The organism is Nitrobacter vulgaris (assembly GCF_031453995.1).
In the GTDB taxonomy this organism is placed as follows: Bacteria; Pseudomonadota; Alphaproteobacteria; order Rhizobiales; family Xanthobacteraceae; genus Nitrobacter; species Nitrobacter vulgaris.
The window spans coordinates 130,058-143,587 of the sequence record NZ_JAVDPZ010000007.1; the positions used below are offsets into that span (position 1 = coordinate 130,058).

A 13,530-nucleotide genomic window follows, 5' to 3' on the forward strand; every position below is an offset into this window, starting at 1 on the left:
GATGCCGAGCTTTCATCACGGCAATGTTGAAATTGCCTACCTCGACGAGGGCGATGGCGATCCCATCGTTCTTGTGCACGGCTTTGCGTCGAGCAAGAACGTGAATTGGGTGTATCCGACCTGGGTGTCGGAATTGCGCAAAAACGGATTTCGGACAATCGCGTTTGACAACCGCGGCCACGGCGATTCCAGCAAGCTCTACGATCCGGAAGACTATCACATCGGCACGATGGCGAGCGACATCACGGCGCTGATGGATCATCTTGCCATCGCGCGCGCGGACGTCATGGGATATTCGCTCGGCGCCAGGATGATGGGAATTCTGGCGCGGACCCGGCCTGAACGGGTGCGCTCCGGAATTTTCGGCGGTCTGGGTATCGGACTGATCAAGGGGGGCGGTCCGGGCGAAAGCGTAGCCAGGGCGCTGGAGGCACCGTCGCTGGATGACGTGACCGATCCGTTCGGCCGGACGTTCCGGGTCTTTGCCGATCAGACCCGATCTGATCGACGCGCCCTGGCGGCGTGTTTGCGCGGATCACGGCGGCTGATGACGGAAGCTGAAGTCGCCGGCATCGAGGTGCCAACGCTGATAGCGGTCGGCACGAAAGACGAGATCGCAGGATCGGCGCAGGAACTCGCGGACGTGATCCCCGGTGCGGAGGTGTTGAATATTCCCAACCGAGACCACATGCGTGCTGTGGGAGACAAGGTCTACAAGGAAGGCGTGCTGAGATTTCTGTCACGCCGGCCGTGAAGCCAACCGTAGCGATCGGCGAGGAATCTCGCCGCCGCGATCAGCACCACGAACGTCGCGATCCAGACCATGCGCGCGCCGTAGCGGTCGTGGGGGCCTGATATAACGCCGCAGATAAACGCGTTACCGAGCAATGCCACGCAAACCGTCGCTGCAAGAAGTTCGACGTCGTCGATACGCCGCCGCCATAACGCCGCCAGGGCTATTGCGGCTAGCAACAGCATCGAGGCGAGCGCGACCGGGACGTGAATCCAGTTAATGGCCGTGAATTTGATATTCCAGTGCTGCTGCTGCGCGGCGCGCATAGCCTTCACCTGCTCTGGCAAATAGCGTTCGATGATGCCGTAGGTGTGCGGGATCCATCCGGTATTGCCTTCGCCGGTGCTGACTTCCACGAGTTGCTCTGCCGTTGCTTCGGCCGCAGCTTCGGCCTGCCAGAGAGGGTAGGCGACCAGTGCGTGCGTGGCGATGAATTCCATCTCGCCGTTCATCCCCTCGAAGCGGCCGAGTTTGTCGAATATGGTGTCATTGCCCCAAAGGAAATCATCCGCTGTTGCCGGCAGTTGATCGCGGTAGGGGCAGAGCTTCAACTTGATCTTGTCGCAGTGGTCGTTGAGATAGCGTGCGACGATGCCGTCCTGCATCATGCGTCCGAACGAGACGGAGGCGCCACCGGGCGTCCAGGCAAGCCGGCCTGTCAAAAAGACATTGGCAGCCAGCAGCATGGCCGCGCCGGCAAGGATCGTCAGGGAACCCTGAACCAGCCCTGTGATCTGAAGCCTTGGGCCGAGTAATGGCTTGACGATCCATCCCGCACAACACAGTCCCAACAGGACCCCGAACGTCGCTGTGTGGCTCGCCGCCGCGAAGGACGTAAACAGAAACAGCGAGATCTTCTCGACGATCGAAAGCTTGCCGTTATGCACCACGAGGATGTAGAGCGCGAGCACCGCCAGCCCCGCGAAAATGTCGGTTAGCAGCATGCTGGCGAGCCACGGTAGCGCGGTGGCCGTGATGAGGATCAGGGCGATTGCGAGAAGCCGCAATGGCTGCGCCATGTTGAGCACGCGCAAGGTCAAATGCAGGATCCACAGCGTCAGCAGCGCCTGGCATACCAAATTGATCCAGAAGTACGAGCCCTGTCCCAAATGAAGGTAGATGCCATAAGCGTTCGAACGGCTGATCTCGAGATGGCCTTCATACCATCGCGCCAGATAGCCGCCCGTATCATATTGAAGCAGCGGATAGCCGTTCCAGATCGCTGGAGCGAGCAAAAGTACGGGAATGACGACGGCCGCGATCCAGCCCCACGGTATTTCCGCGTCACGCGTGTGTAAGACCGGGGTCGAAATGGACGTGTTCTCCGGTGGGCGGCGCATCATTCCGCCTATTGAGTGTTTCGTCGCACATGCATAATTTATTTGACGTAAATTAGTCCGACGTTGGCCTGAACGATGAAGATTTCCGATCCGTTTGGTGGCGCCGGGCCTCTCTCAGGGACCGAATATAGTACGAAGATTCAAGCCCTTAGATCGGTTAACCCTAGACGGGCTAAATGAATATTCTCTGAACATCAAGGACAACGACCCCGCAACATGTTAAACTGCGGGGCAAAATCGAGGTTGCGAGACGACCATGGCGATCCAGCACGTCAATTCGCAGAATCCGAAACTTGCTGCGCTCGATCCGATCTGGGATCGCATCCGCAGCGAGGCCGAAGACATCGTTCGCCGCGAACCTGAGCTGGCGGCCTTTATCTATTCCTCCGTTCTTCATCATGATCGGCTTGAGGCTGCGGTGGTGCATCGCGTCGCAGGGCGGCTGGACCATTCGGCCTTGTCAGGCGACCTGATCCGCCAGACCTTCGATGAGGCGCTCCGCGACGATCCCGATATCGGCAACGCGTTCCGCGCCGATCTGGTGGCGGTGTTCGACCGCGACCCCGCGACGTCGCGGTTCATCGATCCGCTGCTCTACTTCAAAGGCTTTCATGCCATCCAGACCCACCGCCTCGCGCACTGGCTCCAAAAGAAAGGCCGCAAGGATTTTGCTTATTACCTGCAGAGCCGTTCTTCCTCGGTGTTCCAGGTCGACATCAACCCCGCCGCCAAAATCGGCCGTGGAATTTTCCTCGATCATGCGACCGGCTTCGTCGTCGGTGAGACCGCGGTCATTGAGGACGACGTGTCGATCCTGCATGGCGTGACGCTCGGTGGTACCGGCAAGGAAAATGAGGACCGCCATCCGAAGATCCGCCACGGCGTAATGATCGGCGCCGGCGCGAAAATCCTTGGCAACATTGAGGTCGGACATTGCGCGCGCATCGCGGCCGGATCGGTCGTCGTGAAACCGGTGCCGCACAATGTCACCGTCGCAGGCGTCCCAGCCAGAACGGTCGGTCCGGCCGGCTGCTCGGAGCCCTCGCGCACGATGAACCAGATGCTGAATGCGACACCAGAATCATAAGCTTGCCAGCGCTCTTTCGAATCTGAAGTTCGCGGAGGCGCAGTGCAGCGGCGAACTTGGCTGCAAACACCGACGACCCGAAAATAGGAATCGATTTTCGGACGAGATAATGCGTGATTAAAAGTATATAGCCCGGAGCATGATCCCAACCTGAAGGGCCATGCCGGCGCAAAGTGGAAACCGGTTTCGGACAAGATCGTGCTCAATCCAAAGATTTAAACAAAGTTTATTCAACGCAGCTGATCGGACCCCGGAGTCAGAACTCTGCGGAGTTGAATGAGACTCTAGAACCCTGCGAACCCTCACATCTGGAGACTGCCGTGAACGTTCAGGAAGTCAGGAAACTCGACGCCTACCTCAAGCGTGTGTTCGGCAACCCCAGGATTCGAGTGGTGCCGCGTCCAAAGAAGGACGACTCGGCCGAGGTTTATATCGGCGAGGAGTTTATTGGCGTGCTATTCGTTGATGACGAGGACGACGATCGCTCGTTTCAGTTTCAGATGGCTATTCTTGAGGAGGATTTGGCCGACGTCGGTTAATTGTCGAAGCTAGTTTTGCAGCGGGTGTAGTTGCTGCACGAGCTGCTCCATCGCACCGGCAACGTCGCGCCATTCTGTTAGCCATTGACGTGGAAAGCGGAACGTCAGGTCGGCGCTCCCGATCCGGCGTTCGCTCAGGCACATGCCCGGCGTCATAGCATCGCGGGTACATCGCGCCACTAGCGCGGGCATCTGCGCTATGAGCAGATCTTCGCCCGCATACGGCGTTCCGTCGCGGAATGCACGTATCGATAGTCCGTCCTGAGACGGTGTGTGAGTGGCATCAAGATAACGCGGATAGATGGTACGCACGAGGATATCCGGTGCCAGCGAATCGTGATGGGCGGCAATCGACAGGAAGACGCGGTCGATCGGCTGCGGTCCATCTTCGACGGTCTCGGCGGTGACATGTCTCGGCGCATCCGGCGTTGCAAGCGAAGGATAGAGAAAATTCAGATCGATGCGCTCCTGCGGCCCCGAATGTCTCTGAATTTTCACACGGAAGGCGCGCTTCGGCACATTGAACACGGTTTGCCCGATGCTGACCGGCAATCGCTCATTGTTGTCAGGCGCTTTGGGAGTCCAGGTTGGCCACAACAAATAGGCGACTGCAGTGATCGCGGGCATCGCGATCATCACGGCTGCGAGTAGCGGGATCAGATGACCGGCCGGCGGTTTCCCGCGCGACCGGCGCGGGGCGGACGACAGCATGGCCATGCGACGGACATTTCCGAAAGGACGAATCAGCCGCGACTATGCCACGCAATGTGGAGTTTGCATGCGAGGTCAGCCGTACTGTGCCGGCGCGCAAGGTTGGTGCGCGTGCGTCGCGTTAACCCTTTCTTAAGGATAAGGTGGCGAGGCAAGCGGCATTTTGCGAAGGAGGGAACGCCGTAATCATGAACGGATGCCCTTTTCGATGTCGCCGGATGCGTTGAATTCCTTCTTTTCCCTGTGCATCGGATTCGCCATCGCGGGCGCGCTCGCCAGCGGTTATCAGGCGTTCGTCAAACGCCCCGCCGGCTTCGGATTGCTGCAGCAGGGTGTTGTTGCCAGGGCATTTGCTGCGGTGCCGTTCCTGGTCTTCGCTGCGCCCTTCATCATCATGCGCAATACACTTCGCGGACGACGCATCGAGCGGCGCCGTTTTGAGTTCGTCATGATGGCGACCGTGATCGCGGGTTTCTGGAGCCTGATGTCTGGTACCTGCGTGGTCATGACGCTGAAGGCGGTCGGGTTGCTCGCCTAAGCGCCGCCGTGGCACTGTCGCCGCTAGCTGGCAGGAGGCGTGATGGCGATTTACGAACTCGATGGGCAGGTGCCCGACCTGCCGGAAAGCGGGCGCTATTTCATCGCCGAAACCGCCGCGGTAATCGGCAGGGTTCGCCTCCGCGACAATGCGAGCGTGTGGTTCGGTGCGGTGCTGCGCGGCGATAACGAATGGATCGAAGTTGGAGAGGGTTCCAACGTTCAGGACGGGTGCACCTGCCATACCGACGAGGGATTTCCGCTGACGATAGGAAGCAACTGCACGATCGGCCATAACGTTATTCTGCACGGCTGCACCATCGAAAATGGTGCGCTGATCGGTATGGGTTCGATCGTCATGAACGGCGCGCGGGTCGGTCGCGGCTGCATCGTCGGCGCGGGCGCGCTCATTACCGAAGGCAAGCAGTTTGCGGAGTACTCTCTCATTGTCGGCGCGCCGGCGCGCGTGACCCGCACGCTTAAACCTTCCGAGATCGAGGCGATGGGAAGCGGCGCGAAATTCTACGCCGAGAACGGCCTGCGCTTCGGAAAGGGCCTGAAGCGAATCGGCTGAAATCCTCGGTGGAACCCGCTGACGAAAGTTGCAAAAAGCCGTGGTCGTCGCTTATTCCTTGGGCTAGATGTGGGCGCCGATAACAGGCTGGAGAAATGCAGCGATGCGGGCGTTTCGATGTGCGGGCGTTTTGACATTTGCAATTGCGATTGCGTCGGGCGGAATCGTTCTGATCGATGCTCCGGCCACAGCAGCGGCCCAAACCGCGGAGAAAACCATGACAACAGCATCGGGTTTGCAGATCACGGACACCAAAGTTGGGGAGGGCCCTTCGCCTCAGCCGGGCCAGGTTTGCATCATGCATTACACCGGCTGGCTCTATAAGGACGGGCAGAAAGGTGACAAGTTCGACAGTTCGGTGGACCGCAACGAGCCCTTCGAGTTTCCAATCGGAAAGCGTCGCGTGATCGCAGGCTGGGACGAAGGCGTCGCCTCTATGAAGGTCGGCGGCAAGCGCACGCTGATCATTCCGCCGGAGCTCGGTTACGGAGCGCGCGGCGCTGGTGGTGTCATTCCGCCCAATGCAACGTTGATTTTTGACGTCGAGCTGCTCGGCCTGAAAGGCTGAGCCGCTTCGCGCGGCCGTCGCGCGGTAGCGCACAGAACCGTTCTTGGCCTTATAGGGTGCGCTGAAGCTTTCCTAAAAAAGGGGTGCGGCCAGCCTTTTGGGGGAAGGCTGGCCGCGCGCGAGCCGGTCTGGGGACGGGGAGGGGTATGACCGGGTCGCGGGTCTCTTATTGTTATCGAGAACTGGCCGTCGCGACCGCCGGGTGGTTATCGTCCAGCGCAACCCAGACATCGGGGTCGCTTTGCGATTGTCGTTTCATGAAGCGATAGCCGGTCTTCATCCAGGCCAGGACGTCTTCATTCTGGTTGTCGAGAATGAACTCCCCCTTGTCTGTTTTAACGGTCAAGACGGCATGGCCGTCGCCCTGCTTGTCGCGGACCACCGTGACCAGCAACGCCTCACGCGGCCACCCAGCGTCGATCAGCATCTTGCGCTTCAACAGGACGTAGTCTTCGCAATCCCCGTGGCCGTCGGTGGGAAGCGACCACTTTTCGACGACGCCCCAATGATCCTTGTCCGTCATCGGTTTGACGGTTTCGTTGACCCAGCGGTTGACCTTCAGGAGATCGCGCCAGGCGTCAGGCGTTAAGACGATATCACGCGGCTGCGTTGCGCCGGTGCGGCATTCCTTCGGATTGTCGCTGCAGAATTCAACCCAACCGATCGGCGCCCGTGTGGTGTCGCCGAGACTCGCATAGAGCTTTTCTGCTTCCGCGGCCCCCGCTGGCGTTGCCATTCCCCACAGGATGGCGCCAACCACCGCCAGTCCCATTCCCTGACCCCTGTTGAGCATTGTGGCCCCCGTTTCTTGTTGGGACCACATTTCGCACAAAGGATTTGCGCCGGCGCTAAATGCTCAAAGTGCATTCGATGCAAATGCGAGTAAAGTTCGCCGCTAATTGAATCCGTACTTGAATCGAAATTGACTCAAATTTTAGCGATCATCATCGATTCAAATTTTAGATATTAGCGATTGAAGCCCGATTGAATCGCGGTTTCCGCATCGGAACGCGCCTGCCGTTAACCCTGAGATCGCGAGCTTCTGCCGTGGCAGAAGCGGACAACGAGGATCGCAAGGCGGGGGTTTGCGAGAATGGCCGTTTACCGGGCGGTGACGTTATCTTCGAGAGTCGGGATGTTGCTCGTGAAATGAACTCGAGCGCGAAGCCTTCCTTTCATGACTGGGCACTGGCTGGAGAAAAAAGGAAGTACCGAGAATTAAATCCCGAGAATGGCCGTTTACCGGCCGCTGACGCTGGCTTCCAGAGTATCGGGATGTTGTTCGTGAATGAACTCGAGCGCGAAGCCCTCTTCCAGATTGCGGACAACGCGGGCGAGCACCTTGCCGAGTGCGACCTTGGACTGTAGCGGGGGTCGTTTTTCGGCCGAGACGGCGGCCCCCGACATCGAAAGGTCGATGATCCGGCAAGTCAGCCTTGTGCCGTCTTCAAGTGTGAGGGTCGCGATGGGGTTGCGCGGCACGATGCGTTCGTGGCGGCGATCTTCCGGAAGATTGAGGATGTCGCGATTGGCAAGCCAGGTGAGTTGCGACGCCAGCTTGTCTCGTTTGCGTGGGGTCGCGCTGACGCTCATGGCGAACCCGCTGTCGATAATCCGGGTAATCTTGCCTTCGACCCGGCCGATGTGGTCGAGATAGACGATGACCCGGTCACCGACGTTGCCGATACCGGGGGCCAGCATGGCCAGCCCGCCGGGGGACATGTTGATAACCTGGCAGGGGAATTCGCGCCGATCCGGCAGCATATAGCGACCCAGCAGGTGAATCTTGACCCGCTGAAATCGCCGGCGCTCAACCGGCAGGTTCGAGATTTTCTGCGCCAACGCCATAAATCGATCGGTCCGCGGGTTGACCAACAGTCGGTATGAATAAACCTTAGGGTTGTCAGGGTTAACGCGGCGTTAGCGTTTCTGAGCGGTATAGCCCGAACGCTGACTGCACAAACGGGCTTCGATCGACACCAAGACGGCTCATGCCGCGTCTACGAGAGGCGCGACAAGGCTCGCTTCTTCGAGCTCGGGGCAATATCTGGCGCGCTTACGATAGAGGATTGCGGCACGCTCACGCACTTCCGAACACCCGTTTGAAGATCGTATCGATGTGCTTGAGGTGATAGTTGAGGTCGAACTGCTCGGCGATCTCAGCGGCGGTGAGATATTTCGTCACATCGGCATCGTTCTTCAAAAGCGTCTGGAAGTCGCCTTCGCCGCGCCACACCGGCATGGCGTTCCGCTGAACCAGCTTGTAGGCATCTTCGCGGCTCGCGCCTTTTTGGGTGAGCGCGATCAGCACGCGCTGCGAATGCACGAGCCCGCCAAGCCGGTCGAGGTTCTTTTGCATGGTGGCGGGATAGATCAACAGCTTGTCGATGACGCTTGCGAGGCGGTTGAGCGCAAAGTCCAGCGTCACGGTGGCGTCCGGGCCGATCATGCGTTCGGCCGAGGAGTGCGAGATGTCGCGCTCGTGCCAGAGGGCGACGTTCTCCAGGGCCGGTGTCACATAGCCGCGCACCATGCGGGCAAGCCCGGTGATGTTCTCGGTCAGCACGGGGTTGCGCTTGTGCGGCATCGCTGACGACCCCTTCTGCCCCTCGGAGAAGAACTCCTCGGCCTCCAGCACCTCGGTGCGTTGCAGATGGCGGATTTCGATAGCGAGCCGTTCCATCGAGGAGGCGATGACGCCCAGTGTGGCGAAAAACATCGCGTGGCGGTCACGCGGGATCACCTGCGTCGACACCGGCTCGGGGGTTAATCCCATCGCTCGGGCAACGTGTTCCTCCACGCGCGGATCGATCTGGGCGAAGGTGCCGACCGCGCCTGAGATCGCGCAGGTCGCGATCTCCTTGCGGGCCGCCGTCAGGCGTTCCTTGGCGCGTGTGAACTCCGCATAGGCGTAAGCGAGTTTGAGCCCGAAGGTCACGGGCTCGGCGTGAATACCGTGCGAACGGCCGATGGTCGGCGTCATCTTGTGTTCAAACGCGCGGGTCTTCAGCGCCCCGAGCAGCTTATCGATGTCGGCGATCAGGATGTCGGCAGCGCGGGTGAGTTGTACGTTGAAGCATGTGTCGAGCACGTCCGATGACGTCATGCCCTGATGCACGAAGCGCGCCTCGGGACCGACAATTTCTGCAAGGTGAGTGAGGAAGGCAATGACGTCGTGCCTGGTTTCGCGCTCGATCTCGTCGATGCGCTCCACATTGAACGTCGCATCCTTGGCTTTGGCCCAGATGGTTTCAGCAGCTTGCTTAGGGATCACCCCGAGTTCGGCCTGGGCGTCCGCCGCGTGAGCCTCGATCTCGAACCAGATCTTGAAACGGGTCTGCGGCTCCCAGATCGAAGCCATTTCCGGACGGGTGTAACGAGGAATCATCGACGATCCTTGAGGTTTTCAGGGATTATGCCGCGCTTTAGCAGAGCTCTCGGAAGGAAACAAACGGTGCGTGGAAGGTCGAACCAGGACGTGTATTCATAAATCCGGGATCGTCCGCTTGTAAGAAGTAGAGCAGACACAGTCTGACCGGCATGGGACCGTCTGCAACTGATCCAAAGCGGTCATCCTCATGGCGTTCGTGCCATAGCCTCGGCTACGGTATGATCGTATCAATGCGCAAAAACGGGGGACGCGACCCCATGCATGTTAACTTCAAAAATAGTTCTTTGCTGATTCTGGCGATTACAGCCGTCGCATGTTCGAGGACAATGTTTGCATTCTTCAATGACCCTGAGGGCCCAAATCTCCTCGTGGTTATTGGGATGGCCGCTGCCATCTACCTCGTGTCTTCAGCAGTCTATCTCTCAAACGTCTACCCGTCGCTTACAGGGTTCAAAAGAAGTTTGGCGACGATTTTCATCCAGATATTCATCGCAACGGGCTTTTACTTGGGATTGCGCTGAGATCGATCTGGAACCGCGTGATATGCGTAACTTAATGAACGCTATTGGCCCCTTTCGGACTGACGCGATGTCGGACTTGAGTCGGTTGCGTGCATAGGCGGACAGTCCGCCGGTCGTTCGAGTTCATGAGCACACGCCCTAGCGCCGCTCTCGCGAACGGCTTATCGTCATCCTCATGCGTTTGAAATCGAGCATTTGGGTCGCCGCCTACCTGCGCCGTTGCCAGTCCGAGGGCGTTTTCGGAGCGGTATGCCGCCGGGGAGCTGATGAGGCCGGCGCTGTCTTCGTTAAACTGGCGTTTCTCGACGGCAATGCGATGCTTTACGGCCCTGCGCCGCAGGCCGTATACGATGACAGCCGTCCCATTGAGCGTGTATTCGCTCCGTCTTCAGCCGAGCCCATCGCCGAGCAGGCGGTCGATGAGCGCCTGGAGAGAGAAGTTCGATTCGATCCGGATGCCTGGATCGTTGAAATCGAAGACAAAGCAGGGCGGCATTTTCTCGACCTGGCGTCGAAATAATGAATTCAGCTTACCAGACGTTGCCGCGACGGTGGGCCGCAGCTTTGTGACTCGATAAGACTTTTCTTTTGACCGGGGCTACCCATTTTAAGGGCCAGATCCTGCCGAAAGAAAAAGGAACAACTTATGAAATTGGCTAAGTGGGCGTCCGGCGCGATGAAGGCTTTTGCCGTCGTCCTGTCGTTGGCGCTTCCCTTGATGTTAGCGGTCTCTGCAGCGGACGCGCGCGTCGGCGGAGGCAGCAGCTATGGATCGCGCGGCTCGCGGACCTTCTCTGCGCCGCCGATCACCAATACCGCGCCGAACGCGGCGCGTCCGCTCGATCGCACCATGAGCCAGCCCGGCCGTCCGGCCGCCGGTGCTGCGGCTACTGGCCGTTTTAACCGGCCGGGCATGGGTATGCTCGGCGGTCTCGCTGCCGGTTTCCTCGGTGCGGGACTATTGGGTTTGCTGTTCGGCGGCGGCCTGTTCGGCGGTCTCGGAGGCCTGTCGTCCATCATCGGCCTGGTGCTTCAGATCGGCCTGATCTATCTCGTTGTCCGCTTTGCGATGTCGTGGTGGCAGCGGCGTAATGCGCCTGCGTATGCCGGATCGGCGCCTGGACCGGCGCCTGGGCCGGCTGCTGCTCAAACGAACGCCCGCAGCGGTCTCGGTTTCGGTTCGATGTCCAGCGCCGCGCCGCTGGAAATCACGCCGTCCGACTACGAATCTTTTGAGCGCCTGCTCGGAGAAATCCAGGCCGCGTGGTCGAACGAGAACGTCAACACCCTGCACACGCTGGCAACGCCGGAAATGGTGTCATATTTCACCGAAGATCTCCGGGCCAACGACGCCCGTGGCGTCGTCAACAAGGTGTCGGACGTCAAGCTTCTGCAGGGCGATCTCGCAGAAGCTTGGCGCGAAGGAGTTACCGATTATGCCACGGTGGCGCTGCGTTACTCGTTGATCGACAAGACCATCGAGCGCGCCAGCGGCCGCATCGTCGAGGGCAGTGACCAGCCGCAGGAGGCGACCGACATCTGGACGTTCGCGCGTCGGAGCGGAGGAAAGTGGGAGTTATCGGCAATCCAGCAGACCTGACCGGTCAGGACGATCATTCAAAAGAAGGCGCCGCGATAACCTCGTGGCGTCTTTTTGTTTGCGTTGAACGAAGAGCCTTGGTTAGGGCACGTTTCACGCGAATCGGAAGTTACTTCGCTCGAAACCGTTGTAGCAAACGTGCAGCGTTTCAGAGGCTGCGTCCGTCAATCGGTGTCAATGTGAGACGGGACAGATCGAGACCGTCGATGCAACTCACATTGAGAGCGACCACTTCAGTCCCGTCCGGCTTTTTGCCGCGCGCGAATACCTCAACACCGCAGTCGATGCAAAGCTGATGCCGGATCACGTGCTTGTTGAACAGGTACTCCTTGAGATTATCTTCGCCCGCCCTGAGTTGAAAATCTTGTGGCGCAAGATAAGGTGATGTGCAGTCCCTTCTTGGTGCAGATCGAGCAGTTACATGCGGTCACCATGGCAAGATCTGTTGTGCACTCGAAGCGCACCTGACCGCAATGACAGCCGCCGGTGTATGTTTTCACGTCGGGCATTTGGCTCTCCGGTCCAGAACGAACGGATCAGACTACCAGATTCCGGGCAACAATCGGTAGCGGACTTGCTCGGTGTAATCCCGATAGTTCGGCAAGCCGGCGAGCAGGGTGCTTTCCTCGATCACCACACGCCCTGCGAACAGCCCGATGAAGATCGGCGTGATTGTGGCGCCCCACCATGATCCCAGCAGCAGCGAAACCCCGAGGAAAAAGAAGATCGCCCCGCTATACATCGGATGCCTGACAAGCGCGTAGGGGCCTGTGCGGATCACTTGATGTCCGCGCTCGGCCTGTATCTTCACCACCGGCGCTGCGAATGCGTTCTCCCGCATCGCCCAGAACGAAATAGCGAGCGACAGCATGAACAGCACAAATCCGAGAACCTGAAATCCGGTACTCATGCCCGACCACCGATAACGTTGATCGAGGCCCATGACGATCAGCCAGATCATGCTGACCAGCCCCATTACCAGGATGAAGACCTTGTCCGCATTCGGCTGGTCCTTCTGAATCATTGGGCGCATGCGTTCGGTCAGCAGCCCGGGATTGATCTTCACAAACCAAAATCCACCGATGATACCGAGAATACCGAGCGTCGCGAGAAACAGCCAGGCGGCAGGCCAGTCCACGCTGCCTGCGGGGACGAACAGCAGCATGCCCAGTGTTACGATCCACACCGTGTTCTGGGTCATCAACCGGCGGATTAGGTTGCGCTCTTCATCCATGCATCCACATTACCACATTTCGCGGCGAACCTGCGACAGGAAGCAGAGAATTGGTTCCTTTTCGGGAAAGGTTGGAAATTGTTGGTTCGTCACTCGTCGTTGCCGCGGGATACTGCGATGGCGGCGCTGGTTTTGGTGCGGGTGCAATGCATGTTCAGCCGCCGATAGCGCATCTGTACGTCGTCGCCGCGTAACAGACCCATGCGCTTGATGCATCGGGTGACGCCTTTCAACGTATCGGCGATCGGGATCGTGAAGATAATGGCAGAGGCTCGCGCCACCAGATCGTAAAACTCAGGTTTCGGCTTGCGGCTATCCGTGCCGGCGATCAGTTCGTTGGTAAACTTGCGGTTAGGGCAACCGAGGATCAACTGCGTGGTCGCGGGATGCGACAGGAAAATAGCGTTGGCGGCGGTCTTGCCGACATGCAAGCCGTCGATCTGACTTTTAAGTTGTCCGGCCAGATCGTCACAGCGATCAGCTAGGGCCGGTAAAGGGGCAAGCATCGTTGCTGCGGCAAGATAAAGGCGGGTGAGGCAGCGGCGCAGGCTTGTCATTCAACGATCTCCCGAGGAAAACGATCAAGCTGGTGGGTACGCGCGGATAGATTTGCACTGGAGCCGGCGAAATTGTTC

15 protein-coding genes and 1 pseudogene are annotated in these 13,530 nt (G+C 59.0%); 8 read left to right on the forward strand and 8 right to left on the reverse strand.

Annotated features, from left to right (window positions below; translation table 11 throughout):
- The first annotated feature begins 1 nt into the window (after position 1).
- Positions 2 to 754 (forward strand): alpha/beta fold hydrolase, encoded by a 753-nt coding sequence (locus GGQ85_RS06540; RefSeq protein ID WP_309773885.1) that lies wholly within the window; start codon positions 2 to 4, stop codon positions 752 to 754.
- On the opposite strand, the gene GGQ85_RS06545 is transcribed toward GGQ85_RS06540, so the two are convergent.
- On the reverse strand, positions 712 to 2,133 hold the full coding sequence (locus GGQ85_RS06545) for a hypothetical protein (RefSeq protein ID WP_309773853.1): 1,422 nt from the start codon (positions 2,131 to 2,133) through the stop codon (positions 712 to 714). The genes GGQ85_RS06540 and GGQ85_RS06545 overlap by 43 nt on opposite strands.
- Positions 2,134 to 2,389: 256 nt before the next feature.
- Here GGQ85_RS06545 and cysE point away from each other — a divergent pair, with 256 nt between their 5' ends.
- Positions 2,390 to 3,220: a serine O-acetyltransferase gene (gene cysE / locus GGQ85_RS06550; RefSeq protein WP_079447178.1), complete on the forward strand. Its 831-nt coding sequence runs from the start codon at positions 2,390 to 2,392 to the stop codon at positions 3,218 to 3,220.
- Positions 3,221 to 3,540: 320 nt separating this feature from the next.
- Entirely contained in the window at positions 3,541 to 3,759 is a 219-nt protein-coding gene (locus GGQ85_RS06555; protein WP_079447176.1) for a DUF3126 family protein, read from the forward strand.
- A 9-nt stretch (positions 3,760 to 3,768) separates the two neighbouring features.
- Here the strand turns inward: GGQ85_RS06555 and GGQ85_RS06560 are convergent, their stop codons facing one another.
- On the reverse strand, positions 3,769 to 4,476 hold the full coding sequence (locus GGQ85_RS06560; protein ID WP_309773854.1) for a hypothetical protein: 708 nt from the start codon (positions 4,474 to 4,476) through the stop codon (positions 3,769 to 3,771).
- Positions 4,477 to 4,678: 202 nt separating this feature from the next.
- Between GGQ85_RS06560 and GGQ85_RS06565 the strand changes: the two genes are divergently transcribed.
- The 3 genes from GGQ85_RS06565 to GGQ85_RS06575 all read left to right on the forward strand — a co-directional run bounded on the left by GGQ85_RS06565 (position 4,679) and on the right by GGQ85_RS06575 (position 6,149).
- On the forward strand, positions 4,679 to 5,008 hold the full coding sequence (locus GGQ85_RS06565; protein WP_309773855.1) for a DUF6949 family protein: 330 nt from the start codon (positions 4,679 to 4,681) through the stop codon (positions 5,006 to 5,008).
- Positions 5,009 to 5,050: 42 nt separating this feature from the next.
- Entirely contained in the window at positions 5,051 to 5,581 is a 531-nt protein-coding gene (locus GGQ85_RS06570) for a gamma carbonic anhydrase family protein (protein WP_309773857.1), read from the forward strand.
- Positions 5,582 to 5,684: 103 nt separating this feature from the next.
- Positions 5,685 to 6,149, forward strand: coding sequence for an FKBP-type peptidyl-prolyl cis-trans isomerase (locus GGQ85_RS06575; RefSeq protein ID WP_079447173.1), 465 nt, complete (start codon positions 5,685 to 5,687; stop codon positions 6,147 to 6,149).
- Between the two features lie 172 nt (positions 6,150 to 6,321).
- On the opposite strand, the gene GGQ85_RS06580 is transcribed toward GGQ85_RS06575, so the two are convergent.
- The 3 genes from GGQ85_RS06580 to purB all read right to left on the reverse strand — a co-directional run bounded on the left by GGQ85_RS06580 (position 6,322) and on the right by purB (position 9,537).
- A complete protein-coding gene (locus GGQ85_RS06580; protein WP_309773858.1) occupies positions 6,322 to 6,942 on the reverse strand; it encodes a transglutaminase-like cysteine peptidase in 621 nt (206 codons plus the stop codon).
- A 446-nt stretch (positions 6,943 to 7,388) separates the two neighbouring features.
- Positions 7,389 to 7,997, reverse strand: a complete 609-nt coding sequence (locus GGQ85_RS06585) for a PilZ domain-containing protein (protein WP_079447171.1) — start codon at positions 7,995 to 7,997, stop codon at positions 7,389 to 7,391.
- A 232-nt stretch (positions 7,998 to 8,229) separates the two neighbouring features.
- The gene (purB, locus tag GGQ85_RS06590) at positions 8,230 to 9,537 is read right to left on the reverse strand and encodes an adenylosuccinate lyase (protein ID WP_309773859.1); all 1,308 of its coding nucleotides are present in this window, start codon (positions 9,535 to 9,537) and stop codon (positions 8,230 to 8,232) included.
- Between the two features lie 699 nt (positions 9,538 to 10,236).
- Here purB and GGQ85_RS06595 point away from each other — a divergent pair.
- Positions 10,237 to 10,581: a DUF1491 family protein gene (locus tag GGQ85_RS06595; RefSeq protein WP_079447168.1), complete on the forward strand. Its 345-nt coding sequence runs from the start codon at positions 10,237 to 10,239 to the stop codon at positions 10,579 to 10,581.
- A gap of 126 nt (positions 10,582 to 10,707) precedes the next feature.
- A complete protein-coding gene (locus tag GGQ85_RS06600) occupies positions 10,708 to 11,661 on the forward strand; it encodes a Tim44 domain-containing protein (protein WP_309773860.1) in 954 nt (317 codons plus the stop codon).
- A gap of 148 nt (positions 11,662 to 11,809) precedes the next feature.
- Here GGQ85_RS06600 and GGQ85_RS06605 read toward each other — a convergent pair.
- From GGQ85_RS06605 to GGQ85_RS06615, 3 genes and pseudogenes are all read right to left on the reverse strand, one after another.
- Positions 11,810 to 12,170, reverse strand: a pseudogene (locus GGQ85_RS06605) (GFA family protein).
- A 32-nt stretch (positions 12,171 to 12,202) separates the two neighbouring features.
- The gene (locus GGQ85_RS06610) at positions 12,203 to 12,895 is read right to left on the reverse strand and encodes a methyltransferase family protein (RefSeq protein ID WP_309773861.1); all 693 of its coding nucleotides are present in this window, start codon (positions 12,893 to 12,895) and stop codon (positions 12,203 to 12,205) included.
- A gap of 89 nt (positions 12,896 to 12,984) precedes the next feature.
- Positions 12,985 to 13,452: a hypothetical protein gene (locus GGQ85_RS06615; protein ID WP_309773862.1), complete on the reverse strand. Its 468-nt coding sequence runs from the start codon at positions 13,450 to 13,452 to the stop codon at positions 12,985 to 12,987.
- Between the last annotated feature and the right edge of the window lie 78 nt (positions 13,453 to 13,530).